This window comes from Taurinivorans muris, assembly GCF_025232395.1.
Taxonomy (GTDB): Bacteria; Desulfobacterota; Desulfovibrionia; order Desulfovibrionales; family Desulfovibrionaceae; genus Taurinivorans; species Taurinivorans muris.
This window is the reverse complement of the sequence record NZ_CP065938.1, coordinates 807,448-833,729: the sequence shown is the minus strand read 5'-3', so window position 1 is coordinate 833,729 and position 26,282 is coordinate 807,448. Positions and strand designations below refer to the sequence as shown.

Genomic DNA, 26,282 nt, shown 5'->3' with positions numbered 1-26,282 from the left:
TCCTTCAGGTTAAAAGATGTGCGAAGTAAAAATGCATATACGAGGCGAAAACGTTTTTATAGCGTATGCCAAATGGTTTTTGATTGACTTCCAGAAACGGGTCGTATTTTGCATGCAGTTCAATGTCTGACCAGTGAAACTCGTGCCCGTGAAAAGTTTTTTGCCCGTTTTGCCAAAAAAAAGGTTTTTCCAAGAATATTCCTTCCCTGTAACCTAATGAGCGGAGCTTGTTCCCCATGGTTGCGGTTGCTTGAAAAACATTGCAGAGAGGATATTGTTTTGTCTTTGCCTGTTCTGTGACTTTCTGTGCGGGAACGGTTTCTTTTTTTGTTTTCGATTTTGTGTCCGATTTTATTTTCAAAGAAGAGCAAAGATACATATAGCCGCCGCATTCGGCGAAAATATCGCCGTAATCTTCCGCAAAATTTTTTATTTCGGTGCGAAGCTGTGTGTTTTTGCTGAGTTTTTCCGCATAAATTTCAGGAAAGCCTCCGCCAAAATAAAGCGCTTCAACATTTGGAAGTTTTTTGTCTTTAAGAGGCGAAAAGAAACTGCACGCATAGCCCATGCGTTTTAACGCTTCAATATTTTGCGGGTAATAAAAGCAAAAGGCTTCGTCATACGCAATGCCGATTTTAGGGGCTTTGCTGATTTTCAAGCTTGTTTTTATGGGGCGTGCCGGAATGTCAAAAGAGGGAGGCGCATATTGTGTCACAGATAACAGTTTTTCAATATCGATGTGTTCCGACAATATTGCCGCAAGTTCGTCAATATTTTTTTCAAGGTTCGGATTTGTCCGGAAAATATGGGATAATCCGAGTTGTCTTTCTTTAAAGGAAGCGGTCGAATTTTTGGGAAGATAACCTAAAAGCGGAGGCAAGTTCCATGTTTCAAGGCTTTCTTTGAGCATGGCATAATGTTTTTCACTGCCGACATTATTGGCTATAATTCCTGCAAGGTTAAGCCCGTATTCTTTGCTTTGCTCATAAAAACCGCGCACTACGGCGCTGATTGACTGTGCCATGCCTTTACAGTCAATAACCATGATAAGGGGCAGGGATAAAATTTGCGCAATATGGGCTGTGCTTCCCGGTATTGACGGAATTTTCCGTTTTGTTTCCGCTTTTTTTTGAAATTTTCCGTCAAATAAACCCATTACTCCTTCAATTATGGCTATATCGCAGTTTTTTGTCTTGTCCTGAAAAACAGCCTGTACTTCCTCTTCTCCCATAAGCCATGTGTCGAGATTATAGGAAGTCCGGAAACTTGCGGTGTTGTGATAGGACGTATCGATATAATCAGGTCCGCATTTAAAAGCCTGCACGGCATTTTTTTTTGCCAAAAGGCGCATGAGCCCTATGGAAAGCGTTGTTTTTCCCGACCCGGAATTTGGGGCTGTGAGGCAAAATGCAGAAAACATGATTTTATTCCTTATTGCCGTATTTGTCCATGTATCCTCTGGCTTCATAGAGGTATTTTCCGTCAAACTGTGTTCTTTCGCTGCCGATAATGACGAGGGTGGACATATCGATTTCATCAAACGGAAGCTCCTGAAGCGTGCCTATCCATTTTGTTTCCGTTTCACGTCCGGCATTTTTCACATAAGCGCACAATGTGCTTTTTCCGCGTTCCGTAATGAAAATTTCAATCGCTTTATGGAGCAGTTCCCGGCGTTTTTTTCCTGCGGGATTATAAAGGCTGATCGGCAGGGCGCTTTTTGCCGCGGCAAGCAGATTTTGCAAAACTTCTTCTTTGGAAACAAGCAAATCGGAAAGGCTGATGAGGCAAAAACCGTTTTGCAGCGGCGCGCCGAGGCTTGCTGCGGCAATATTGGCGGCGGTTACGCCCGCATGAATCTGTATGTCTATATTTTGAAATTCCGCCGTATTCTTTCGCAATTCCAAAATTAACCCCGCCATTGCCAAAATTCCGGGGTCGCCGGAACAAACCATGCAAACATGTTTGCCTTTTGCGGCTTCTTGCATGGCGGCTTCGCAGCGCTTCATCTCACCTGTCATGCCGTTTTGGATAACGGGTTTATTGCCGATTAAAGTGCGGATAAAATCAATATAGGGCGCATAGCCTGCGATGATATCGCAGGTTTTGATACAGTCCATCGCTTCGGGGGTGATATGTTCGTGTGAGCCTGAGCCGAGTCCCACAACGCTTATGACGGCTTGCGCCGTATTTTCCGCATGGGGCAAACGGGCGAGGGCGAACGTGACGCTGTTTTCATAGCGGCTTTTTTCCGCATAAAGGCGTTTTGCGCGAAAAGCGCCGAGCAGGCAGGAAGCCTCCGCAACCGATTTCGTGCCGATTTTCTGTTCCACGCTATCGGAAGGATTAGGAACGGCAATGCCATCAAGTTCTTCTTCCGTAAAAAATTCGAGAGGGACGTTCAAGGAGCGGGCTAATTCGAGAATTGCTTCTTCTTTTTGCTTTAATGTGCAGGAAGTGATTTTCGCAATATGGGCTTTTGTCAGGGAATGTTCCTGTAAAAATTGTTCAAGCGCTTTTTGCAGAAGTTCCGGTGCCGTATTTTTTTTACAGCCTATGCCAAGCACAAACGCTTTTGTTTCAATGCAAAGCTCCGTTTCTTTGTGATATTTTTGGGGCGTGTCGTCCCAATATATGCAGGGAAGATTGTCAGGATTTTCCGCTGCATGCCGAACTGCTGTGTTGGCAAAATATTTGTCAAATATTTCTTTATTGCCGATAAATAACAATTCTTTGTTATGGAGCAAGGCTGAATTTACGCTTTTGATCGCTTGGGGATTTAACATTCTTGCTTGTTCAAACATGGCGATTTCATCAATACCCGTAAGCCCGTGCGTGTCTGTGGCAGTGCTTATGCACGCTTGTCCGCCTGTGATACGGGCGATTTTTCGCGCAAGCCTGTTTGCTCCGCCGATATGCCCCGAAACAAGGCTCGTGACATAATTTCCCGTATCGGTACAGGCAACGACGGCAGGGTCAAGGCTTTTGCCCGTAAGGCACGGGGCGATGCACCGCACGGCAATGCCGGTAGCTCCTATGAAAACATGCGCGTCAAATTCCGACCATAGGCTTTGCACAAGCGCTTGGATTTTGTTTTGTTCAATGGGCAGAGCTTTTTCATCCTCATAAACGGAATAGAGGGTGCAAGGAAGCCCTTGCATGATTTCTTTTGCTTTCGCCAAACCTTGTTTGCTGAAAGCGTAAAGGACGCAATTTCCGTGAAATTGTTCCCGAGGTAAAAAATTTCTGTAACCATGGGAAAAATCTTTCGCATACAGTTTTGATGCGGCGGCGTTGTCATTGCCTTGCAAGGTTTTTCCAACAAAAATAAGGGCTTGGCGTCCAAAACCGGCATTATCGGCTTTTTGGGCAATATCTTCCAGCGTTCCGTGTAGGATTTGCTGTTCTTCCCATGTCGCCCGGTAGACGACGGCGGCGGGGGTATCAAGCGGAAGTCCGCCGTTCACATGCAAATCTTGCATAAGTTCCGCAATGTTGCCGGTGCTGAGAAAAAATACGAGCGTTGCGCCGGTTTTGGCAAAATCACTTGCCTTTTCTTTTTCAGGCATTGGGGTACGTCCTGCTGTTCGGGTCAGGACAACGCTTTGGCTTATTTGCGGAGCGGTCAGTTCAATGCCAAGTTCGGCGGCGGCGGCAAAAACGCTGCTTACGCCCGGAATGATTTTAATTGCTATGCCGTATTGCTTCAACAGCCTGATTTGTTCGTTAATCGCCCCGAAAAGCGAGGGGTCGCCGGTATGCAGGCGGACAACATTTTTTCCTTGCTTTGCATAGGCGCACATTATTTCAACTTGTTCTTCCAAGTTCATGGAAGAACTGTCTTTTATTATGCAGTCTTTTCCGCAATAGGACAAAATTTCGGGATTGACAAGCGAACCCGCATATAGGACGAAGTCCGCCCTTTCCAAGACCCGCATACCCCGTACGGTGATGAGGTCTTCCGCTCCGGGTCCTGCTCCGACTATTTGAATCACTGGCATAAACAATCCTGATTTTGGTTTTTGAAAATAAAGAGATACAATGTGTTTTTTTGTTTGAAATGTTGATACGTTTTTGCAATTTCCTGTTCCGAACCGATGTCGATTTTTAATAAATCAATGCGTGTCAGCTTATCGTATCCGTATAATGCATGAAATGTTTCCAAAGTGACGCAGCTTACGAGGATAATTGCATTTTTTTTGCCGTATTTTATGCAGCTGTCTAAAATTGCCGGCAGGTTTTTTCCTCCGCCCCCGATGAATATTCTGTCCGCTTGGGGAAGCGTCGGAACAATGTCGGTTATGTCACCGAGAATGGGCGTATAATTAGTAATTCCCAGATGTTGCTTGTTCTTTTTTATTTGTTCAAAACGTTTTTCATTTTTTTCAACGCTGAAAATCTGCATATCGGTCAGACCCGCGGCTTCAAGTCCGACAGCGCCGCTGCCGGCTCCCAAATCCCAAAAAACTCCTTCTTTTTCCAGCTGCAAACGTGAAAGAATGACAGCCCGGCAATCGGCAGGCGTTATCAAGTGATTTTCTTTGAGGAAAATTTCATCATTCAGTCCGAGGGTGATTCCGACTTCTTTTTGCCGTATAAGCGAATTTTTTTCTTTATTTTCAAAGGGTAAAAGCACAAGAATGGAGTTTGGGGCAGCAGAAAGCATTGCAATTTTTTCAAGGGGAGCTTTTACTATTCGTTCATTTTCTGTTCCGAGTTCTTCGGCGAACACACCGGGGCGTTTTTTTTGCTTGGGAGAAAATCCGATGATTTCCTTTGCAATGAGAGGGGCAGGGAATTTTGTTCCGCCGTAAATGAAAGCCAGTTGTGCGCCGCTTAGTTTCCGTAAGGGCAATTCTTCCTGAAAATGGGCTGTAAAAAGTTCCGCGTCTTGCCATGCTAGGCTGAGCTTTGCGCAAAGGGCTTGGAATGCGGTAATATTGGGAATGATATTGAAGAGTTTGTCGGTCTTGTGCGGAGGCGCAAGTTTGAGCAGGGTGGAGCCAAAGCCGTGGTATAGGCTGTCGCCGCTGCATAAGACAAGTATTTTCTTTGTTTTTGCAAGGGATAGGATTTCTTTTGCCTGTTCTTTTGCGTTTGCGGCAATGGCGCTTTCCTGCGCATGGTGTTTGGGAAGAAGGGCTAAGAGCTTTTTTGAGCCGTAAATATGGTCAGCATTGTTTATATGTTCAAGAAGCGTTTCTGATAGACTGAAATCAATTCCGCAAGAATAAATGGTTATGGGCTTATCTTGTTTAGGCATGTTTTTTCCCGCTATGCAATGTGAAAAGAATAGTACCGTCAAAATCGCAAAGGAGCAAATGAAAATATGCCGCGGAATGAATTGATTGAAAAAATGCAAGCGCTTTTTTTGCAAGTGCTTGCAATATTTGTTTTTGTGCGTTTGCAGAAAAAGAATGGAGGGCTTCACGCACGGACTTTGCATAGTGCCAATTCATGTCCGTCATATCGTTTTCCGTAAAGCCGAGTTCTTTGATTTGTTGGAAAAGCAGGGATAAATCCTGTTCTTCCTTGCTGGCATGGGTGTAAAATTGTTTGCTTGCGTATTTGCAGAGTTTTCCCGCCATGCAGGCAACGCTTATTTCCAAAATGCCTTCTTCTTTTGCTATTTCAAGACTTTTGCCTATGAAATCCGCAATGGGGATGAAATTGTTCTCAGGCAGGTACGGATAAAATTTTTTTGCATTGCTCAAGCTTCTTGCGCCCGTGCCGAAAACAATATGCGAACTTTGTTCCGATTTGGCTGTGCGTACACATATGCGGATGGTTTGAACATAAGCGTCATGGCTGAAAGGCTTGACGTGCCCCGTTGTTCCTAAAATGGAAATTCCGCCGATAACGCCGAGTTTGGCGTTGAGGGTTTTTTTCGCCAGTTCCTCTCCGTTTTCAACACCGATATTGAGCTGCCAGATTTGAGAGTTTGGGCTTTGTCCCATGCCGTATTTTTGCAGATTAAGCATAAGCATTTTGCGGGGATTGACATTGATCGCCCATTTTCCCTCTTCGCAGTCAAGCCCCTTGCGTGTGCAAAGTCCTATGCCGTGGGTGGCATGCAGAATAAGCGTGTCGTTTCCGACGGAAAGGATATAATCTTCCTTTTGCGCGTTTTCAAGGGAACTTTGAAAAAGACTTGCCGATAACACTGCTGAATGCGTGCAGTCGGGGTCGTCTCCGCCGTCTTTTCGGATTTGCAGGATACCTTGGCCGAGCTTATCCGAAATAAGGGGCAGCTCTTTTTCCTGTCCGTCCAAAAACGTGATGTTTATTTGCTGCGGGCGCTTTTTTTGTCGCAAAAATTTCCATAACGCGCAGCCAAGGGCGGAAAGGCACGCTCCTGTCGAATATCCGTAACGTAAATTTTGAGCATGCTTTTTCATACTGTTATTTTAAAATATTTTCCATAATGGCATGCAGGGTTGTCACAGCTAAGGCGCTGCCTCCGCGTCTGCCTAAAAGGGAAATGTAAGGGACGGGGCATTGGGTTAAAAGTTCTTTTGATTCCACGACATTGACAAAACCGACAGGCATGCCGACAATAAGGGCGGGTTTTACCAGTCCGTCTAAAACATATTGGCATATTTGGGCAAGAGCAAGAGGGGCGTTGCCGATCAGCACAATGGCATTGTCGAGTTTGTCCTTATTTTTCTCCACGGAGCAAAGGGCCCGTGTCCTATTCTCTTTTTGGGCTTTTTCAATAACATCGCTGTCGCTTATGGAACAGAGCAAGTGCGTTTCGGAATAATCGGGATTAATGGATTGCAGTTTCTGCATGGACAGTCCAGAGCGTATCATTTTGGAATCGCAAAAAATAGGGCTTGCGGATAAAAGGGCTTCAATGCCGGCTTTAATGGGATTACCGGAAAAGACCAAGGTGTCGGCGATATGCAGATCCGCTGTTGTGTGGATAAGCCTTCTTGCGATTTTCCATTCCGCGGGAGGAAGTTTTGCAAGGGGCGTATTTTGGGTTTCTTCAAAAATTATGCGAAAACTTTCTTTTTCGATTTCGCCTGCCGATAAGGTCCATTGTATGCCCATTATTTTTTCACCATGATCATTGAAAGGTATGTTTCCGGAATCGTTTTGATTTCTTCCAAGGAAAAAGCCAAGCGTTCACTCTCCAAGCCAAGATGTTCGCCGTAAATGATTTCAAGCCCGGGATGTTTTTCCTTTTCTTTTTGCAGGCGTTTTAGAAGCGTTTCCCGTGTTCGGTAGGTTTTTAATAAAATCGTGGTGGAATTTTCCGGAAATTCGATTTTTTCAATGTCTTCTTCTTTAAAGGATGGAACGACATGGAGGGTTTGGCGGTTTTCCGCCAAAACTTTTTGGCTTATGGCTGAAAGGGTTGTGAATGAGTTTATTCCCGGAATGATTTCGATTGATATATCGGGGTGTTTTTCCTTTATGATTTTATAGACATAACCGAAAGTGCTGTAAGTCATGGCATCGCCGAGTGTTGCAAAGGCGACATTTTTGCCTTGTTCCAATTCTTCCAGAATTTTATTGGCGTTAGCGGCAACTTGGTTTTCCCGGTCGGTTTTGTTTTTTGCCATACTGAAAATTAAAAGTTCGATTTTTCCTTGGGGCTTGACATATTCAACAACAGATTTGGAAACGCTGTCGCTTGCATTTTGGGAAATTACTGTAAAGACCGTGTCCGCTTCTTTTAGAATTTTGCAGGCGCGCAGCGTCAAATATTCCGGATTGCCGGACCCTATGCCCACCCCGTATAATTTTCCAAGTTTCATATCTTTCCTGTTTGCTGAAGTATGCGATATTATTGCATAGAGGATTTTATTCGTCAAATGGCAATTTATTGCCGTTTTGTTGTTTGACAAAAAATTATTTTTAGAGCATATTGGTTGCCTTGCGTGCTTGTAGCTCAGTTGGATAGAGCGTAAACCTCCGGAGTTTAAGGCCACAGGTTCGATTCCTGTCAGGCACGCCATTTATTTCAAAGACTTATCATGCAAAATGGTAAGTCTTTTTTTTGCCGCTTTAGCATAAAAAACACCTGTACGGCAGGCGGATTTCATCATAACCGTTCCAGTTTTTTGTATAAGGCTGTATAGGGATTTTCAAAAGGAACATCATTTTTGCAGCCTTGCCATTTTCCTTCATGAAAAAGAAGCCCTTCAATGCCCCGAACGATATGCCCTTTGAGTTTCGCCCATTCGGGAGCGATGAGTTCCTCATCATGGCAATCAGCAGTAAGTCTGTGAATGGCGATATTTGAGGGAATAATGCATAATGCGTCGCAAATGAGTCTGATGTAGTCTTCCTGTTCCATAGGCGTATAGGCATTTGCACGATAATCTTTTGCGAGCTGTGTGTTTTTGCAAACATACAGCCCATGGAGTTTTATGCCTTGAACGGGAAGTTTGCACACTTCCCTCACCGTATCAAGAAAATCTTCCTTTGTTTCGTCTGGAAGCCCCGCCATAAGATGGACGCAGACATTGAGATTGTACTTGCGTGAACGTGTTATGGCGTCCACCGAGCATTGCACGGAATGCCCCCTGCGTATGCGCTTGAGGGTTTCGTCGTGCATGGATTGTATGCCGAATTCTATCCATTTTGTTTGAAAGGGCAGCGAAGCCAAAAGCCGGAGCTTTTCTTCATCAATGCAGTCGGGACGGGTGCCGATGGAAAATCCGGCGCATTTTTCCAAACTTGCCAGTTCTGTTGTCATTTTTTCCAATTTTTCAAGACAGCCGTAAGTATTGGAATAGGACTGCATATAGGCGAGAAAATTTTTTGTGTTTTTGAGCCTGTCTGATTTGCTGAATTTATTGAGCCAGTATTCCCATTGTTTGGTAAGGCTCAGTCCTTTTTGCATAAGCCCGGAACCGGAGCCGTCCGCATTGCAGAACGTGCAGCCTCCGTATTGAATGGTACCGTCCCTGTTGGGGCAGCCTGCATGGGCGTCAAGGGAAATTTTTTGTACTTTCGCCTTATGCCTGTTTTTGAGCCATGCATCAAAGGAATAATAAAGATAATGTGATTTCATGAAAAAATTGTAGCAACTTGTTTCAATTTGGCAAGCGATTAATATGGTATTGAGAAATGTTTTTCTTTTTTGCTTTTCCTTGACTGTATCCTTGAAATAGGCTATAAGAAATCTTCACGTTGTGTGTAACGCCCCGCATTTTAGCAGATGTTGGGTGTTTTTTATTTTTATTTTTAAGGATATTATCATGAGTAACACTCCAATTTCCGTACAAGGCTATCAAAAACTTGAACAAGAGCTTGATCGCTTAAAAAAGGAACGTCCTATTGTGATTCAAGCGATTAAAGAAGCACGAGAAGAAGGTGATTTAAAAGAAAATGCTGGATATGATGCTGCTCGTGAACGCCAAGGTTTTTTAGAAGCCCGCATTAATTATATTGAATCAAAATTATCGGCTTTCAATGTTGTGGATTTAAATACGCTGAGCGGCAATAAGGTTATTTTTGGCGCAACGGTGAGAGTTGTTGATATTGATACCGATGAAGAAAAAGAATTTACCCTGCTTGGTCCCGATGAAGCCGATTTTGCGTCAGGCTCCATTTCTATCAGTTCCCCTGTCGGCAGTGCCTTGCTTGGACACGAAGAAGGCGAGGAAATCACCATTGATATTCCGAAAGGCCGTGTTACCTATGAAATTTTGTCTATTGAATTTCGTGGTGCGTAAAATTATTTCGCCATTAAAACAAAAAAGCCGGGTTTACTCGGCTTTTTTGTTTTAATAGTAATCTTTTGTTTTAACGGTAATCCTTGACTTTATATTCGATCAGTTCGCCGTTCACAGCATTGATTGCATAGTTGTATTCAAGGTCGTCATGTATGAATTTTAATGTATATATGTTGTAACCACGTTTAATTTCTTGAGAAATTTTTATGAAATGAGCTTCGTCCCCTTTGATTTTCGCATGGGATAAAGCAATTTCCTTTATTTTTCGTATGGGCAAAATTGCGTTATCAGGCTGAAACGGCGTTATGGACGCACTGTTTTTTTCATAACTGTATTGTATGATTTTTCCGTTTTCAATGTTGACGGCATATTCATATTCAATATCATCTTTGTAAAATTCTATTTCATATTGCAGGATATTGCCGTCAAATTCTTTTTCGATTTTGAGGGAATGGATTTCATCTTCTTTCAGTCGGGCGTGGGTTAAGGCAATTTGCTTCGCTTCTTCCATGGTTGTTCCTTCGCTTTGTTCTGCATGGGCAAAATGGGGCAAAGAAGACAAAAACAGTAAAAAAAGCGCATAAATTTTGTTTTTCATAGGGTTATTTGTTTTTATTTTGCATGTTAGAGAAATTCTTCAAAAAGATAGATAAGAACGCAAATGCCTGCAAAGCCAAGTATGCTCCATTTTATCACTGTGACATCATTGGCTATTTTTTGAATTTGTTCTTCAGGGCTTAGTTTAGGATTTTTTATTGCGCACTGCAAGTGTTTGTTTTTGGTGCGTTCCTGCAATAGGCTTGATTCAATAATGATTTCCTTTTCTTCCGGTGAGTATTCCTGAAATTCTTCTTGGCTGCAGTTTAGCGGAATAAGATTTGATTTGCATTTCGGGCAATTTTTTTTGTTTTTGAAATCCAAATACGTTTCCTGATTGCAGTTTTCGCAGTAATAGCTTCGTTTGACGGATTTGAACATAATATTCCTCGTATAATCGGTATGATGCATGAAAACCTTTGCGGGGTATCCCGCAAAGGTTTTGTGACAGCTTATTTTTCGTCAATTTCAAATTCGATGATTTCACCGGTCAATGCATCGATTTCGTATTCATATTCCGTGTATTCTTTCCAAAATTTCACATCGTAGATTTGTCTGCCGTCATCGAATTTTTGTGTGCAATGCAAACGGCGGGTTTGTTTTTCTGTGAGGTTGGCATGTTTTAATGCGATATCAGCCGCTTTTTGCTCGCCGATATATTGATTTTGATTTTGTTGATTGTGCATAGCGTTGTTGCGATGTTTCATTTCTTGTTTGTTTTTAATGATTTTACCTGTGTCAGCATTGATTGTGTAATCGTATTCCGTGCCGTTTTTCCAAAACTCAATTTCGTATTCGGTGATGCCGTCGTCAAAATCTTTTTCGATTTTGAGCATGGTCGCTTCATTCGGGTTTACTCCTGCGTGTTTCAGCGCAATTTCTTTTGCTTGGTCCGGGCTGATTTCCGCCAATGCTGTTGAAGTTCCCATGACAAGTAACGCAGCTGCAAATGATAATGAAGTGATGATTGTTGATTTTTTCATAATTTTCTCCTTACCTGTTCCGTTATGTGTATGTGATTTTCCGTGTGGGAGGAACAGTTATTTTTTTAGACAACTCATTGTCCATGACTAGACAATATGAAAGAAAGATTAAAAGAAAATTAAAAAATGAATTTTTTTTTTATATATTTTTTGGAAGCGTGAAGCGGGCTATGGTTCCTTTGCCCAAAGCGGAAGAAATGCTTATTTTTCCTTGATGGGCTTCAATAATCCATTTTACTAAAGGCAGACCTAAACCGAAACCGATATATTCTTTTTTATTGCGTGCTTTATCCGCCTGATAAAAACGTTCCCAAATCTTGGGCAGATCTTGCTCTGAAATGCCGATTCCCGTATCTGAAATTTTGGCATGGATGAAGTTCTTGCCTTGGCTGAGCGAAAAATTGATTTTTCCGTGCTTTTTGTTGTAGCGTATGGCATTGGAGAAAAGATTGATTAAAGCGCTTGTCAAAAGCGCGGGGTCGCCATGGAAAAAGATTGAATTTTCAACGGAATAGGAAAAATCAAGACCTTTTTCCTTTGCAATTTCCTGCTGCTGTTCCGCAATAATTTCAAAAAGTTCGCTGATATTTATTTTTTCACGTTCCAGTATGTCGGCATTTTGCTCCGCTTTGCTGAGCAAAAGCAATTGGCTTGTGAGCTGTGAAATTTTTTTGGCGTTCCATAAAATGGTGCCGAGCGCTTTTTGATTTTCTTTGTTTTGTTCAGTTTCAAGCGCAAGTTCGCATTGGGCGATAATTACGCTGACAGGTGTGCGGATTTCATGGGAGGCGTTGGAAGTGAATTGTTTTTCTTTGATAAAAGCTTGTTCTGTCGCTTCAAATAATGTGTCAAAGGTTTGGGCGAGAGCATGGATCTCATCATGGGATTTACCGGGCAGACCTATGCGCAGGGAAAAATTTTTCTTGTTTTGGATTTCCTGCGCAGTGGCAATGATGTGTTCAATGGGTTTAAAAGATTTGTCAATGAATACACGGGCTAAAACAATGGTCAAAAGCGCGATCAAAGGCAAAAAAGCAAGAATGGTGAAAAAAAGTATGCTGAATGTTTGCCTTGCGGAAGCGATGGAGATTACGCCCCGGACAAAAAGTTTCTTTCCCTGCACTTCTTTCTGGATATCATAAACATAAAAATGTTCAGTTTTTTTGAGTGTGTTTATTGTGAAATCCGTATAGAAAGGAAAATTTTCCGGTATTTCGCCATAAATGAATTCTTTTTCTTCATCATACAGCGAAGTGTAGATATTGTCCTGTAAAAAATAAATCGGATTGAATACAAATATGTTGTTGCGAAAACGTATCTTTTGGGCGTTTTCTTCAATGGCTGCGATAAGCTGGTTTTTTATCGCGGTTTCTTTTTGTTCTTTTCCCGCGATGAGAAGCAGCGTCAAAAACATGAAAACAAGCGAAAAAATGCTGATACTGATAAGAATGGTCAGCTTGCTTTTTATGCCCATGGAAAAAATCTCATTCTTCACGGATGACATATCCTTGTCCGCGTATGGTATGGATAAGTTTTATTTCATGTCCTTCGTCGATTTTTTTCCGCAGGTAACGGATATAAACATCAATGATATTGGAGCTTCCGTCGTAATCGTAATTCCAGATATGCTGATTCAGTGTGTCACGGGATAAAACCTGCCCTTTGTGCAGCAGCATATAGAAAAGAAGCGTATATTCTTTTGAGGATAAGGAAACGGGCGAATTTTTGCGTGTGACTGTTTTGGTCTTGTCGTCAAGAACAAGGTCCGCGATTTGATAAATATGTTGGGCTTGCTTTGAATTTCTGCGGATGAGAACCCGGATACGGGCGGATAATTCTTCAAAAGCGAAGGGTTTCGCCATGTAATCGTCTGCGCCTAAGTCAAGTCCTTTGACCTTGTCGTCAATGCTGTCTTTTGCGGTGAGAAGCAAAACAGGCGTCAAATTGTTTTTTTTGCGAAGTGCGGAGAGGATTTCCAAACCGTCCATATGGGGAAGCATGATATCCAGAATGATTAAATCATATTCGGCGCCGTCGATATAGGGAAGAGCCTCATTGCCTAAATGGCAGGAATCAACAGAATAATGGTCTTTTTTTAGTTTTTCGCAGATAAGCCTGTTTAAGGAAATGTCATCTTCAACAACTAAAATTCTCATGATAAGCAGTCTTATTCATGGACAGGGCTGAACAAATCGTTCTCATCAAGTTCATCCAAAACAGTATAGGAACAAACATGGATTTTGGTGCAGCTTTCTTCGCTGCATTCTTGAAGCATACATTTTGCGCTGACGAAATTGCTCACCATGTCAACAAAATCTATTCCCGCCCCTTTTGAGAGAATGGGATATTCCACTTCCTCGCCATTTGAAACCGTCCTGAGGGCAACTTTGCATTTTGCGGCATTGAATGAAAGGGGAACTATGCTTCCTTTAATTGTTACTTGTGACTCAGCCATGAAACTATTATTCCTTTTTCTTGGATTTTTTTATTCAATGGCTATTTTTTTTTATCTTGTCAAGCTTTTCACAATTTATTTTTATGGCGGTTTATGCTATAAGCGTTTTTGTTGGAGGTGTTATGCAAAATATGTGGGCGCCGTGGAGAATGGAATATATTCTCTCAAAAAAGGAAAACAACGGTTGTGTGTTTTGTCTGAACAGTTTTAATCCTGAATTGACCGAAGAAGATGAAAAGCGGCTCGTCGTTTATAAAGGCGGGCGGGTTTTCGTCATGCTGAACCGGTATCCTTATGCGGCAGGACATCTTATGGTCATTCCTTTCAGGCATTGCATGGATATTACGGAGCTGTCGGAAGAGGAGCGCAATGAGCTCATGGAGATAATAAGCCTTTCGTGCAAAGCGATACGCAGGGTTTGCCGTCCGGACGGCATCAATATGGGGATAAACTTGGGAAAAGCGGCGGGAGCTGGCATTGCCGACCATTTGCATGCGCATTTGGTGCCAAGGTGGGAAGGGGATTCCCAGTTTATTGCCGTTGTCGCAGATGTTCGGCTTATCCCGGAACGGCTTGAAACTATGCAAAAAACTTTTGCTCTTGCTTTTAAAGAAATAATGGATTAATGTTTTTTTACCATATCGTGATAACGTTGTAGGAGTGGTTATGCGTTATTTAAAAGTATTCTTATTGGTCCTCATCTTTTTTGTCGTGATGATGTTTTTTGTGCAAAACCAGGCATCATTTGCGGATCCTGTTGTTTTAAAACTTGATTTGCTTCTTATTGACCCTATTGAAACTATTCCGCTTCCTTTGTACTCCGTTATGCTGATTTGCTTTGCTCTCGGAGCGTTCATCGTGCTTCTCATGCTTATGTGGGACAGGGTGACGCTGAGTTCAAGAGCCATGTCAGCCCGCCGCCGCGCCAATGTATTGGAAAAGAAACTTTCAAAAGTGGAATCCGAGCTGAATGCATTGCAGACAAAACATGCGGAATCTGAAAATAAACTGAAAGCGGAACTTGAAGCAACCGAAAAACGTTTGGATTCTGTTTTGCGCGCCTCTGAATAACGTTTATGCAGTTGCCGGAAAATTTTAAACTTACCCCCATGTATGAACAGTATTTAAGGATAAAAGAAGATTATCCCGATACTATTCTTTTTTACCGCATGGGGGATTTTTATGAGCTTTTTTTCCATGATGCGGAAATTGCGGCTAAGGAACTGCAGTTAGCCCTCACCAGCAGACATAAGGGGGAATTTGTTCCCATGTGCGGCATTCCTTGGCATGCCGCTGATGCCTATTTCAGTCAAATGGTGGAAAAGGGATACAAGGTCGCCATTTGTGACCAAGTGGAAGACCCTAAGACAGCCAAAGGCTTGGTGAAACGTGAAGTAACCAAGATTTTGACCGCCGGCACCGTTATTGACGATGCGAATTTGGAATCAAAACTGCATACCTTTTTAGGTGCGGCTTTTTGGCAGGAAAATGCGGGGGCTTTCGCGTGGCTTGATGTTTCGACGGGAGCTTGGACGGGTGTGCAGGTTTCCAAGGAAAGCGAGCTTTGGCAATGGGTGTATAAGGTTGATCCGAAAGAATTGCTCGTCGCTTCCGGTATGGAAATTCCGGAACTTGTCAAAATCAACGGGGCTGTTCAGCTGGTTTATTTGAATGCTGCCAGCCATTTTGATTTAAAACGTTCGGAAAAGCGTATTCTCGATGTGCAAAAGGTACAGGAACTTTCCGCTTTGGGCTTGGAAAGGAAGCCCGCGCTTGTCCGGGTATGCGGGGCTATTGTGGCATATCTTGAGCAGACGCAAAAATATGTTCCTTCTTATTTGAGCGCCTTTGAGCCTTTGGATATGGGCAAATTCATGGTGATTGACGAAGTGACCGAGAGGAATTTGGAGATTTTCCGGCGTTATGACGGCAAGAAAGGCATCGGAACGCTCTGGCATGAGCTGGATTTTTGCCAAACCCCGATGGGCGGAAGATTGTTGGAAGAGCGTTTGCGGTATCCGTATAAAGATATCGCCCGGATTCTTGTACACCAAGATGTCGTAAGCCATTTTTTCGATAATCCCAAAAAATTGCAGGCATTGCGCGGTTTCTTAGGAAAAATTTATGATTTGGAAAGGCTGTCGACCCGAATCAGCGTAAACAGGTTTTTACCCAAAGATTTTTTAGCCTTACGGGATAGTTTGGCTTTTCTTTCCGATATTTTTAATGTTTTGCGGCAGGAAGACGGTGCGCTTCCCACGGACAAGAGCCTGACGTTTGAAAATGTTCCGGAGGGTTTGGGGCGTTTGCTGAAAAAATGGGACAGTTGTGCCGATATTCATACGCTTTTATCCGAATCGCTGCTTGATGTTGTTCCGCAGCAAATTACGGAAGGCATGCTTTTCAAAGCCGGTTATCATGCCGAACTTGATGAATTGATTGACATCATGGAACACGGAGAGTCCCGTTTGCAGGCACTTTTGGCGCATGAGCAGGAAAAATCCGATTTACCCAAGCTGAAAATGGGGTATAACCGTGTTTTCGGCTATTATTTTGAATTGAGCAGAGCCCAGCAGCAGCCCGTGCCCGATTATTTTGAACGCCGGCAGAGTTTGGTCAATGCGGAACGTTTTGTCACGCCGGAATTGAAAGAATTGGAAAGCAAATTGATTTCCGCTTCTGAAAAGCGCAATGAATTGGAATATCGTTTGTTTCAGGAATTGCGCGTGAAAATTGCGGAAGAACGTCCCAGACTTTTGTTTATGGCGGGACTTATCGCTCAAATCGATTATTGGCAGGCTTTGGCTGAATGCGCCCGCAAGAAGGAATGGACCAAGCCTGTGCTGGATGAAGGCAACGATATTGAAATCAAGGACGGCCGTCACCCGGTTGTCGAGGCTGTTATCGGCAAGTCGCATTTCATTCCCAATGATTTGATTGTCAATGAAAAGAAACGCTTGCTTTTGATCACAGGTCCGAATATGGCGGGTAAATCAACGGTGCTCCGTCAATCCGCACTTATTTGCATGCTGGCGCAGATGGGGGCTTTTGTTCCTGCCGCGTTTGCCAAGATCGGCATAGTGGACAGGATTTTTTCCCGGGTCGGAGCGTCTGACAATATCAGCCAAGGGCAAAGTACCTTCATGGTTGAAATGATGGAAACGGCACGGATTTTAAGACAGGCGACGAAGAAAAGTTTCGTTATTTTAGATGAAATAGGCCGTGGAACAAGCACTTTTGACGGTTTGGCTCTTGCTTGGGCTGTTATGGAAGAACTTTTAAAACGTGCCAACGGGCAGGTCCGCACGCTTTTCGCAACTCATTACCATGAATTGACAGCCCTTGAAAACAAGTTTTCCGGTATATTCAATATGAATATCGCCATAAAGGAATGGAATAACGATATTGTTTTTTTGCGTAAGCTCATTCCAGGACCTGCCGACAAGAGTTATGGAATCGAGGTTGCGAGGCTCGCAGGCGTGCCCGCCCATGTGGTGCACAGGGCGAAAGAACTTCTTGTTTTGCTTGAAGAAAATAAAGAAAAATCAGAAAAGCGGGTGGAGCGGGTTTTGCTTCCGGGGGTGGCGGATTTTGAAAATTCTGAGGATAAAACCAACGCTTTTCATAAGGAACGGGAAACCGTGGCAAATACTGCCGAACTTGTTGAAAATGCTTTGAAGGAAAATCCTATTTTAAAAGAATTGGCTGAAATCAATTTGAACACGCTGACACCTCTTGATTGCATGCGTTTGCTTTTTGAATGGAAAGAAAAATTATGATCGGGCACAGTATGAAAAAACTATTCTCCCTTTGCTGTATCGTATGTCTTTTTTGTTTGGTTTCTTGCGGGAAAAAGGGAGACCCCCTGCCGCAGAAAATAAATCAGCTGTTCAGTTTGCAGAATGTTTTTGTGACTTATAACAGCGAGGGCACGCTTACGGTGCAGGGAAGCATTGTCGGCGCTCTTGAAAACGTGCAGGCTTTTTCTTTGGAGCTTGAGGCGGCTGCTGAAGACTGTATCGGCTGTCCTTTTGTGCCTGCTGAAAAATATGCGAGAATCCCCGAAGAAGTTTGGGGCGGAGTACGGGCGCAGGATTTTGGTTTTACCGTGTTTCCGCATACTATGAGCACTGTTTACCGCTGGCGGCTGGTGGTTTACAACAGCGTGTCAGGGCTTCCCAATGTTATGACGCCGGTGTATAAAGTCAACAAGCCTATTGAAGATACCCGCAATTTTGTGGAAGTGAACTAAAAGAATTTTGATATCAGAATTATAAAAACAGGTACTGAAAACAGCTGGAAAACCGATAATTGACTGTATGGTTTTAATTGACGGCAGCGTATAGTTTTCGTATCCGTATTGTTTCTTCTATGGTGCGGAAAGGGCAATGCTGTTTACAGCGTGTATTGATAATTTGGTAGACAGGCTTGTAGAAATAAAAAAAGAGAAAATCAACGTTTATTTTAAAAGGAAAAAGCATGATATTTTAAATGGTTCATTGTTGGTCGTATTTGTTTAAAAAAACTTTCACTTCTTTTATGATATGCGGGAATCGTTCTTCCAAATCGTGCTTTATCTTGCTGTATTGTTCTTTGTCAAAATCGACGATATCGATATCGTTGTAAAACGTATCAAGTATTATGGCCATTTTTTTTAGGAAAAGGTCATGGTATTGATAATTGGTCGCTTTATCGATAGTGGTGCAAAATTTTATTTCTCTGGGGCAGCCTTTGATGACGTGTTTCGCGATATTGACTTCTGTTTCATAGTAATAGGCTTTTTTATGCCTTCGGTATATGCTCATAGGTTTATTGATAAAGCCTATTTTATTTTTGTGGGCATGCAGAATATTGAGCGCCCAGTCCATGGGCGAAACATTTATTGCGGCATGGCAAGGAAGAGAATCCGCATAAAGCCAGCGATACATCGCCGAACTTGATTGGAGTAAATTGGTGACAATGATATCTTGCGGTAAATAGTATTTTTGCACTCCGTTCGGAAGCATGGAGTCTTGGGGGTGGATTTTTTTTATGCAGTGTTCGTCCTCATATAAATGATAGGTTCTATGAAAACAAAGCCCGTAATCAGGATTATTTTCCATAATTTCAATTTGTTCTTCCAGTTTATGTTCATCAAGATAAAAATCATCGCCGTCACACCATGCGACATATTTTGTTGCCGCATTTTGCGGGAAATGATGAAATGCCAGTTGCATGTTGTTTTTCTTATGCAATATCAATTCGATATGTTCATATTTCTGAGCGTATTTTTTCAGTATTTCCTGTGTTCCGTCTGTTGATGCATCGTCAATAATCAAATGTTTGAACGGATATTTGGTTTTTTGGGCTAAAATGCTTTCAATGCATTGTTTTATATATTCTTTATGGTTATAGGTTGGGGTATAAACGGTTAACAGCGGATTTTTGCTGTATTTTTCCGTGCCGGTGTTAATTCTTCCTTTTGTTGTTTGCAGCAGCTCTTTGGCTTTTTTTTCATCAATCATGTGTTCCGCAAGCAAAAGAGCCGCGTAGGCGATTTTACTTGAATAAGGCAAATAGGGAACATATTCGTTATCGACATTTTTTAAAAGAAATTGACGCATAATGGGGCTAAGCAGTTTTGCTATTTCACACGCGTTTTTAAAATCAATTCTAAGAGAACTGTCTCTGCAGTCCGTATAGTGTACGGCTGTGTTTGTAACGGGAGGAGTTGCGTTTCTTTCAAAATTTTTTATTTCTTTTACATCAATCTCATGGCAATATGTAAAAAGGTTGTTTTCTTTTTGTTGATATTCCAATAGCTTGTTTTCATTGTAAAAATTTATAAAATCATTGGATATGCATTCTTTCAGGGCGATGATAAAGGCAAGAATTTTCGGATGGAATGTGTTTGGAAAAAAATAGTCATGGCTGCAGGGGATATGAATAAATGTCAAGAACCGTTTTAAGCAGTCGATTTCATGAGAAAAAACATGTTGGGCGGTACTTGCATTCAAAAGGGATTGCAAAGAAGAAGAGTGTTTCGAATAAGTTACTTTTAAATTAAGAGAATTGATAAATGCCAGTGAGTTGTAATCATTTAGTTTTAGAATGAAACCACGCAGATCAAGCAGGTTGACATTGTATGCACATTCCAATTCACGCTCTAAGACTATGCTGTTTTCTTCGATATGGAATTGTGCTGTCGTAAATGTTTTCTTCAGCAAAAGAAGGGCGGGGAAATAGTTTGGTAGAAGGTTTCCCTGCAAAATAAGAATAATATTTTCCGTTTTGTTGTGCCGGATGAATTTTTCCAGTTGGGCATTGATTTCTTGTTCAGTCGGAAAAGTTATGTGGGCAAAGTGTTTTTTTATTTTTTCATGAATCCACAGTTCATGATACCATGCCGGGGTATGTGTGAAATCAGGCAGTTCCGGAAATAAGTCGTGCAGTGCGATGTAATGTGTATTGTTTTTTGCAAGAAGTGTTTCGTGTTGACGGCAAAAACGGCGTAGAGCGAAATTTGTGGCAAAGTTGCCGATATGGATATAAATGTTTTTTAACATAGGAACTGCCTGTAAAAAATAGGAAAATCTGCTTATGTGTTACATGAAGTTTAAAATAAAACATCTCCCCTATCAGGACGTGAACCGATAAGGGAGATGTTTTATTTATTCCTGAATAGGGTGCATATCGTTTTCCGCTTTTGAAACAGTAAGAGCGCCTGTTGCGTCACCAAGAACGTTGAGGGTTGTTCTCATCATATCAAGAACACGGTCGATGCCTGCAATAAGGGCGATAGCTTCCAAGGGAATGCCGACTTGGGTGAAGACCATGGAAATCATGATCACGCCTGCGCCCGGAACACCCATTGTGCCGACAGAAGCGAGCATGGCAATGATAACGATAAGGATTTGCTTGTCGAAAGTAAGGTCTATGCCGAAGAATGTCGCTGCGAAAATGGAGCAGACACCCATATAGATAGCCGTGCCGTCCATATTGATAGTGTTTCCGAGAGGAATGAGGAAACTGGATACCGGACGGGAAGCGCCTAAGCGCTGGACGCTCTGCAAGTTGCTGGAAAGGGCTGCGGCGCTGGACGCGCTGGAAAACGCAACCAAGATAGTCGAAGTGAGTTCCTTAAAGAATTTTTTTAAAGGAACGCCTGAATACTTGATGCAAGGAAGATAAATGATGCAAATATGAATGATGCAGGCGACAAACATTACCATGATGAGTTTGAGAAGCGGCAGTAAAACTTCTGCGCCGTAAGTTCCGACCGTATAGGTAAGCAAACCGAAAACACCGATAGGGGCATACATCATGACCATGGAGGTAAGCTTGAGCATGGCTTCTGCAAGGCTGTCAAAGAATTGATGGATATGGTTATGTTTTGAGCCGAGGGAACTGATGGCGACCCCAAGGAAAACCGCAAAGAAAATAATTTGAAGCATATTTCCGTCGGTCATTGATTTTACGGGGTTTGTCGGAATGATACCCATAAAAACGGAAAGAAGGGAAGGAGGGGCAACGGAAATGGTATTGCTTGCATTTTGGCTGATTTCAACACCGCTTCCGGGCTGCAAAATATTGGCTACGATTAAGCCGATTGAAACAGCGAAAACCGTTGTCACCGTATAATAGATAAGGCTTTTTATCGCAATTTTTCCAAGTCTGCTCACATCACCGACAGCGGCGGCGCCAGCTACCAGTGTCGCAAAAACAAGGGGAACGACAAGCATTTTGATGAGGTTGATAAAAATATCACCTAACGGTTTGAAATAACTTGGGTCAATACCTAAATGCGGAACAACGAGACCACAGATACAGCCTGCGAATAATGCAAGCAACATTTGACTAGTAAGGCTAATTTTCACTGCCAACCTCCAAAGTGTAAGAATATGTTGTTATTGATGTGAAGCGATAAGAGAAACAATTTCTGCAAAAACTTGTTGTACTTTTTGCGTATTTGCTTTCATAACTTCTTTGATTTCTTCCCAAGATACAGGGGCGATGTTTTCGCGCCATGCATCGTAATCCGTGCTCATAGCGATGGTTGCATAGGGAATGCCGAGTTCGGCAGCCAAAATGGCTTCAGGCGCGATACTCATGTTGATGATGTCTGCACCTAAAATTCTGAACATTTGGGATTCTGCCCGAGTTGAAAAACGGGGACCTTCAATGGTTACCACAGTCGCCTGTTTGTGGTGCTCGAATTTAAGTTTTTCGCAGACATGGATAAGGTCTTGCCTGAGGCTTTCATTGAAAGGATCGGCAATGCTTAAGTGTTTGATACCGTCGCTAAATGTTTCATGGTATGTGCAAATTCTATGCTTTGTAAAATCAATGAATTGGTCGGGAATAACAAGATGTCCCGGGTGGATTTCTTCCCTCAGCGAGCCGACCGCCGTGCTGCTTAAAATATGGGTGCAGCCTATTTCTTTCAATGCTGCGATATTTGCACGGTTGTTCACCTGGGTTGGCGGAATGGAATGATCATAGCCGTGTCTTGATAAAAAAGCCACAGGCACACCGTTCAATATTCCTTCCGTAATGGGAGAAGAGGGGGTTCCCCATTTTGTTTCCGTTTCCTTTGTGGAAACGGATTGGATAAGGCTTGATTTTTCTAATCCGCTGCCGCCGATGATGGCAATCTTAACCATTATGTCCTCCTTTTTTGCATTGGGCGCATAGTTCGTTTTTCGCTTCTTGGCATAAAAAAACAAGTTGCGATTTGAGATGAGCAAGGCTCATTCCGTAGATTAAAATACCTTCTTCATGTCCGTGCATAACAATAATCGCTTCAGAAAGATTTCGCTTTACAATAGTGCGTATCGCTTCCGCCATTTCAACAGTGCCGTATGCAATATTTGCTGATGTGGATAAGGCATTTTTTTCTTTCAATATATTGAATAGCAGATTATTATGAATATGTAAAACATAATTCGCAAGGGGACTTTCAAGATATACGCCTGCATGGGACATGGTTTCGGAACTTGCCGGAAGCGGTCCCAGGCTGTGCACGGTGTTTTGGGAAAGTTCAACCTTGTTCACAAAAGTATAACCGTCAATGCCGAGTTCTCTGGCTCCGCCTGTTGCGCTGGCGGTGATTACGAAATTTTCTCCATAGCGGAAAGAAAGGTTGCCGTACCCGATTCCATTTTCATATATTCCGATAAAGCCTTGGTCGAAAACTTCCGTTCTAAAAGCGTCAGCTTCTTCAAACCGTGCCATGAACGCTGCGGTAACGGGCAAAGCTTCACTATTCCATACTGCGTGCGTGTGCTTGCATTGGAATTTTATATATCCGTCAGCAGGTAAAATTTTGTTTTGCTCTTGCGTTTTCATTGAATAAATTTTTTTGCTTCCGGATAAAGGGTTGAAATCGCCTTTTCATTAGCTTCCGTAATACCGCGTTCCGTGATAAGCCCGGTGATGAGCGTATGGGGGGTGACATCGAACGCAAAGTTGAGTCCTTTGGTTTTTTCCGGGCAAATTCTTACTTCCTGTATCAGTTTTTCCTTATCGGCATTATGGTAATAGCCTGTGACATATTCGGTTTCCCGCGCATTTCTTTCTTCAATCACTATTTCTTTCACTCCGTCATAAAGGGAGAAATCAAAGGTTGAAGAGGGCAGGGCGACGTAAAAAGGCACATGGTTGTCGTGGGCGGCAAGCGCCTTGAGGTATGTTCCGATTTTATTGGCGGTATCGCCGCTGCGCGTGACTCTGTCGGCACCGACAAGCACAAGGTCGACCATGCCGTGCTGCATCAGATGTCCGCCCACATTGTCGGCGATGAGGGTATGGGGAACGTCCTGTTCGGCAAGTTCAAAAGCCGTTAAGCTTGCGCCTTGGTTTCTCGGTCTTGTTTCATCGACAAAAACATGCACGGGAATATTTTCATTAAAGGCGGTGTAAACAGGAGAAAGGGCGGAGCCGTAATCCGTGAACGCCAGCCAGCCTGCGTTGCAATGGGTAAGGATATTGACCGGCTGCCCGTTTTTCCTTTGGGCGATTTTCGCAATGATTTCTTTTCCGTGTTCGCCGATGCGTTTACAAAAATCAATGTCTTCCCGGGCAAGTTCCAGCGCTTTTTTCCTTAGCTTCGGCAATGCTTCGTCATGTGCGGCATTTTGCCAAATTTTTGTTTGCTGTTCCAACGCATAGGATAAATTTTTCGCAGTAGGCCGGGTTTTTAAAAGTTTGTCACATTCCTCCCGCATATACTGTTTCCAATTTTTTTGTTTCGGAAAATTTTTTGCAATAAGATAGACTCCGTACCCCGCCGTCACGCCGATAAGACCGGCACCTCGGACCTGCATGGAAGAAATGGCCCGGCAAACATCGGAATTGCTTTTTAAAGTAGCTATTTCAAATTGATAAGGAAGTTTGGTTTGGTCAATAATCTGCAATTCATCTTCATCGGTCAGCCAAATGCTTGTGTAATGTTTGTTTTGAATACGCATATTATTTAAAAACCAATTGGTATTTTCTGCTGTGTATCCTGTATAATAAGGAAGAAGAAACCGGCGTTTTCAAATCAAAAACAATTCTCGTCTTATCCCTTTGGGCGCTGGAACGGATATTTTTCACCATACGGTTGCTGATAAGCTGAGGAAGTTTTAAAATCCAGTATCCCTCAATATCGACTACGACACGGTCAGGATTGCCGAGGCGGAATGTTTTTGGCTTTATGGGTTTATCCCCCTCAAAAACAAGCCCTACGCGGTTGCCGTCCATCATAAGTTCCGTGTAAACGATAGTATTCGCATTTTTCTTTGGTTCCAAAACTGTGCGGGTTTTTAAAGAGTCCGCAATAAAAGGCACGGGAAGTTTGTCCTGCACTGTTTGTTTTGGTTCTTTAAGGTGCTTTTCTCCGGAAGCAGGAGCAGCGGGGCTTGGTTTGCCATCATTTTTTTGTGTTTGTTCCGCAAGGGCGGGAGGGGTTTCCGGATTTGCCGCTGTTTCAGCCGTTTTTTGTATATTTTCCTCTTCTGTGTTTTCTTCCGCCGGCGGTGTTGTGATTTGGGCGGTATTGTTTTGAGCGTTAAAAACAAGCGAATCGGCAGAAGGCATCGCTTTTTCGGTATCTTGGGTATTCAGTCGGGAAGCGTCCTGCTCTTGCAGGGCTGCTTCCTGTTGTTCCTGTGATTTTGTCGGTTCGGTGAAAACATAGGCGATACAGACAGCAAAAATGAAAAATACAATTCCTGTTGCTAGATAGACCATATTTTTTTTCATGTTTGAATCCTCTTTATCTTTGTTTTATCTATTTTTCGCTTTCCGGCGCATGCATTCTTTTATCACATCCGACAGGCGGAGGGCAGGTTCCAGATTGCTTTCAAGTTCGAGAGCGCCGTCAATAAAGCGATTTGCTTCATCGTACCGTCCGAGTTCATAATAGAGCCTTGAAACATTGAAAAATGCATGGCTGTCGTCAGGGCTCAGTTTTGTGCAGCGGGTTGCGGAGCTGAGGGCGAGCTCATGCTGGTTGATTTTCCTAAGCTGGATGGCAAAATCGGTAAACATATGCTTATGCGCGGGAACAAAATCTGCTTGTCTGCTGATGAGTTCATTAAAATGCCGCAGAGCGAGATTTTTTTTTGCAGAATTCCAATGGTTCATGCTCACTTGAAATTCCGCACGCATGCCGGTGTCTAATTTTTGAGCTTTTTCAGAAATGGACAAAGCACCGCCTTTTGCAGGAAGCAATGCTTCTTCTGTTTTTGTAATGGCGTCTACGGCTTTTGTTTTGGACGCCGCGGGGCTTTGTTTTGCAATGGATGCGGGAGCGTTATGGATTTCTTCGTGTTCTGCGATTTTTTTTATTGAAGGAATAGGGTCAATGGAACTGCCGTGTTCGGTGGTGCTCTTTTTTTCTTGATTGATCAGGGGGATTTTTTCTTCGTTTTCTTGTTCTGAAAAATTGCTTGCAGAATTTGTTGTATTTTCCCGGTTTATTGTTCCTTGGGCGTTTTCTTTCCGGAGCATTTTTTCCATTTCTTCCGGGTTTGGAAGTGTTTCAAGACCAAAATCCCTTATAGCCGATTTATCATTCCGGCTTGCCTTTTCGGCTGACTGCGCACCGAGATTGAATTGAAATTCGTTGGTTACTTTTTTGTCAGGCACATTGCCGGCAGGGGCGCTGTCTGTTTTTTTGCGTTGGCTTTGCTGATTTTCTTTTCCTGTTTGAAAGGCAAATTCCCCTGTTTTTTTCTTCCCGTTTTTTGATTTTTGCACTGTGGCGCTGAAAGCGGAACGGCTGCTGAAAAGGGAATCCAAAAAAGATTCGTTTTTTTCTTTGTCAACGCCAAGTTGACCGAGATTTTTATCGACAGCATGTTTCAGTTCGGAATTGTTGACTTGTCTGAAATTTATTCCGAAATAGGTCGGGGATATTTTGTATTTTTCCGCTGTCGGTTTATTATTCCCGTCAAGTTTTTGGATAAGGTAGGCATTTTCTTCTTTATTGAGATAGACATTCCAAAGGGCAGGCTCTGAATTCGAGCCTGCTTTTCCTTGAGGAGGAGTTCCTGAATATATGTTTAAAAATTGAAATTCGGACATGTCGGGCCC

Annotated in this window: 25 protein-coding genes and 1 tRNA gene; 6 read left to right on the top strand and 20 right to left on the bottom strand. The window is 42.8% G+C overall.

The features are described 5' to 3' along the window. Positions 1 to 4: 4 nt before the first annotated feature. The 6 genes from JBF11_RS03945 to cobI are packed head-to-tail and all read right to left on the bottom strand — an operon-like array spanning position 5 to position 7,763. On the bottom strand, positions 5 to 1,420 hold the full coding sequence (locus JBF11_RS03945) for a cobyrinic acid a,c-diamide synthase CobB (protein ID WP_334316081.1): 1,416 nt from the start codon (positions 1,418 to 1,420) through the stop codon (positions 5 to 7). A 4-nt stretch (positions 1,421 to 1,424) separates the two neighbouring features. Continuing rightward, entirely contained in the window at positions 1,425 to 3,998 is a 2,574-nt protein-coding gene (gene cobM, locus JBF11_RS03940; protein WP_334316080.1) for a precorrin-4 C(11)-methyltransferase, read from the bottom strand. Beyond that, positions 3,989 to 5,260 carry a precorrin-6y C5,15-methyltransferase (decarboxylating) subunit CbiE gene (gene cbiE / locus JBF11_RS03935; RefSeq protein ID WP_334316079.1) on the bottom strand — a complete coding sequence of 424 codons (1,272 nt, stop codon included), beginning with the start codon at positions 5,258 to 5,260 and terminating at the stop codon, positions 3,989 to 3,991. The genes cobM and cbiE overlap by 10 nt, the downstream gene beginning before the upstream one ends. Further along, positions 5,253 to 6,395, bottom strand: a complete 1,143-nt coding sequence (gene cbiD, locus JBF11_RS03930; protein ID WP_334316078.1) for a cobalt-precorrin-5B (C(1))-methyltransferase CbiD — start codon at positions 6,393 to 6,395, stop codon at positions 5,253 to 5,255. Before cbiD ends, cbiE begins: the two co-directional genes overlap by 8 nt. 4 nt (positions 6,396 to 6,399) lie before the next feature. Beyond that, positions 6,400 to 7,053: a precorrin-8X methylmutase gene (locus JBF11_RS03925; protein WP_334316077.1), complete on the bottom strand. Its 654-nt coding sequence runs from the start codon at positions 7,051 to 7,053 to the stop codon at positions 6,400 to 6,402. Then, positions 7,053 to 7,763, bottom strand: coding sequence for a precorrin-2 C(20)-methyltransferase (gene cobI, locus JBF11_RS03920; RefSeq protein ID WP_334316076.1), 711 nt, complete (start codon positions 7,761 to 7,763; stop codon positions 7,053 to 7,055). Before cobI ends, JBF11_RS03925 begins: the two co-directional genes overlap by 1 nt. 123 nt (positions 7,764 to 7,886) lie before the next feature. Here cobI and JBF11_RS03915 point away from each other — a divergent pair. Continuing rightward, positions 7,887 to 7,963 (top strand) — tRNA-Arg (locus JBF11_RS03915). 87 nt (positions 7,964 to 8,050) lie between these two features. Here the strand turns inward: JBF11_RS03915 and mnmL are convergent. Further along, complete coding sequence (mnmL, locus tag JBF11_RS03910; RefSeq protein ID WP_334316075.1) at positions 8,051 to 9,025, bottom strand: tRNA modification radical SAM protein MnmL/YtqA; 975 nt, start codon at positions 9,023 to 9,025, stop codon at positions 8,051 to 8,053. Between the two features lie 187 nt (positions 9,026 to 9,212). On the opposite strand from mnmL, the gene greA reads away from it, so the two are divergent. Next, entirely contained in the window at positions 9,213 to 9,689 is a 477-nt protein-coding gene (gene greA / locus JBF11_RS03905; RefSeq protein WP_334316074.1) for a transcription elongation factor GreA, read from the top strand. Positions 9,690 to 9,759: 70 nt separating this feature from the next. On the opposite strand, the gene JBF11_RS03900 is transcribed toward greA, so the two are convergent. From JBF11_RS03900 to JBF11_RS03875, 6 genes are all read right to left on the bottom strand, one after another. Further along, positions 9,760 to 10,287: a PepSY domain-containing protein gene (locus JBF11_RS03900; RefSeq protein ID WP_334316073.1), complete on the bottom strand. Its 528-nt coding sequence runs from the start codon at positions 10,285 to 10,287 to the stop codon at positions 9,760 to 9,762. A 26-nt stretch (positions 10,288 to 10,313) separates the two neighbouring features. Beyond that, a complete protein-coding gene (locus JBF11_RS03895) occupies positions 10,314 to 10,667 on the bottom strand; it encodes a hypothetical protein (protein ID WP_334316072.1) in 354 nt (117 codons plus the stop codon). Positions 10,668 to 10,738: 71 nt separating this feature from the next. Beyond that, entirely contained in the window at positions 10,739 to 11,269 is a 531-nt protein-coding gene (locus JBF11_RS03890) for a PepSY domain-containing protein (RefSeq protein WP_334316071.1), read from the bottom strand. A gap of 139 nt (positions 11,270 to 11,408) precedes the next feature. Further along, positions 11,409 to 12,773: a sensor histidine kinase gene (locus JBF11_RS03885; RefSeq protein WP_334316070.1), complete on the bottom strand. Its 1,365-nt coding sequence runs from the start codon at positions 12,771 to 12,773 to the stop codon at positions 11,409 to 11,411. Beyond that, entirely contained in the window at positions 12,754 to 13,425 is a 672-nt protein-coding gene (locus tag JBF11_RS03880) for a response regulator transcription factor (RefSeq protein ID WP_334316069.1), read from the bottom strand. The genes JBF11_RS03885 and JBF11_RS03880 overlap by 20 nt, the downstream gene beginning before the upstream one ends. Positions 13,426 to 13,436: 11 nt before the next feature. After that, positions 13,437 to 13,724: a hypothetical protein gene (locus JBF11_RS03875; protein WP_334316068.1), complete on the bottom strand. Its 288-nt coding sequence runs from the start codon at positions 13,722 to 13,724 to the stop codon at positions 13,437 to 13,439. Positions 13,725 to 13,846: 122 nt separating this feature from the next. Here JBF11_RS03875 and JBF11_RS03870 point away from each other — a divergent pair, with 122 nt between their 5' ends. Genes JBF11_RS03870 through JBF11_RS03855 form a run of 4 tightly spaced genes read left to right on the top strand, consistent with a single transcriptional unit; the run spans position 13,847 to position 17,976 of the window. Beyond that, positions 13,847 to 14,350, top strand: a complete 504-nt coding sequence (locus JBF11_RS03870; protein WP_334316067.1) for an HIT family protein — start codon at positions 13,847 to 13,849, stop codon at positions 14,348 to 14,350. A 40-nt stretch (positions 14,351 to 14,390) separates the two neighbouring features. Then, complete coding sequence (locus JBF11_RS03865) at positions 14,391 to 14,795, top strand: lipopolysaccharide assembly protein LapA domain-containing protein (RefSeq protein ID WP_334316066.1); 405 nt, start codon at positions 14,391 to 14,393, stop codon at positions 14,793 to 14,795. A gap of 5 nt (positions 14,796 to 14,800) precedes the next feature. Further along, the gene (gene mutS, locus JBF11_RS03860) at positions 14,801 to 17,503 is read left to right on the top strand and encodes a DNA mismatch repair protein MutS (protein WP_334316065.1); all 2,703 of its coding nucleotides are present in this window, start codon (positions 14,801 to 14,803) and stop codon (positions 17,501 to 17,503) included. A gap of 11 nt (positions 17,504 to 17,514) precedes the next feature. Next, on the top strand, positions 17,515 to 17,976 hold the full coding sequence (locus JBF11_RS03855) for a hypothetical protein (RefSeq protein WP_334316064.1): 462 nt from the start codon (positions 17,515 to 17,517) through the stop codon (positions 17,974 to 17,976). A 244-nt stretch (positions 17,977 to 18,220) separates the two neighbouring features. Here the strand turns inward: JBF11_RS03855 and JBF11_RS03850 are convergent, their stop codons facing one another. The 7 genes from JBF11_RS03850 to JBF11_RS03820 all read right to left on the bottom strand — a co-directional run bounded on the left by JBF11_RS03850 (position 18,221) and on the right by JBF11_RS03820 (position 26,273). Next, positions 18,221 to 20,269, bottom strand: coding sequence for a glycosyltransferase family 2 protein (locus JBF11_RS03850; protein ID WP_334316063.1), 2,049 nt, complete (start codon positions 20,267 to 20,269; stop codon positions 18,221 to 18,223). Between the two features lie 105 nt (positions 20,270 to 20,374). Beyond that, positions 20,375 to 21,580, bottom strand: a complete 1,206-nt coding sequence (locus tag JBF11_RS03845) for a dicarboxylate/amino acid:cation symporter (RefSeq protein WP_334316062.1) — start codon at positions 21,578 to 21,580, stop codon at positions 20,375 to 20,377. A gap of 30 nt (positions 21,581 to 21,610) precedes the next feature. Continuing rightward, positions 21,611 to 22,366: an S-methyl-5'-thioadenosine phosphorylase gene (mtnP, locus tag JBF11_RS03840; protein ID WP_334316061.1), complete on the bottom strand. Its 756-nt coding sequence runs from the start codon at positions 22,364 to 22,366 to the stop codon at positions 21,611 to 21,613. Then, positions 22,359 to 23,051, bottom strand: coding sequence for a class II aldolase/adducin family protein (locus JBF11_RS03835; protein WP_334316060.1), 693 nt, complete (start codon positions 23,049 to 23,051; stop codon positions 22,359 to 22,361). Before JBF11_RS03835 ends, mtnP begins: the two co-directional genes overlap by 8 nt. Continuing rightward, positions 23,048 to 24,172, bottom strand: coding sequence for an S-methyl-5-thioribose-1-phosphate isomerase (gene mtnA, locus JBF11_RS03830; RefSeq protein ID WP_334316059.1), 1,125 nt, complete (start codon positions 24,170 to 24,172; stop codon positions 23,048 to 23,050). Before mtnA ends, JBF11_RS03835 begins: the two co-directional genes overlap by 4 nt. Position 24,173: 1 nt before the next feature. After that, entirely contained in the window at positions 24,174 to 24,947 is a 774-nt protein-coding gene (locus JBF11_RS03825) for an AMIN domain-containing protein (protein WP_334316058.1), read from the bottom strand. 24 nt (positions 24,948 to 24,971) lie between these two features. Then, entirely contained in the window at positions 24,972 to 26,273 is a 1,302-nt protein-coding gene (locus JBF11_RS03820) for a tetratricopeptide repeat protein (protein WP_334316057.1), read from the bottom strand. Positions 26,274 to 26,282: the final 9 nt, after the last annotated feature.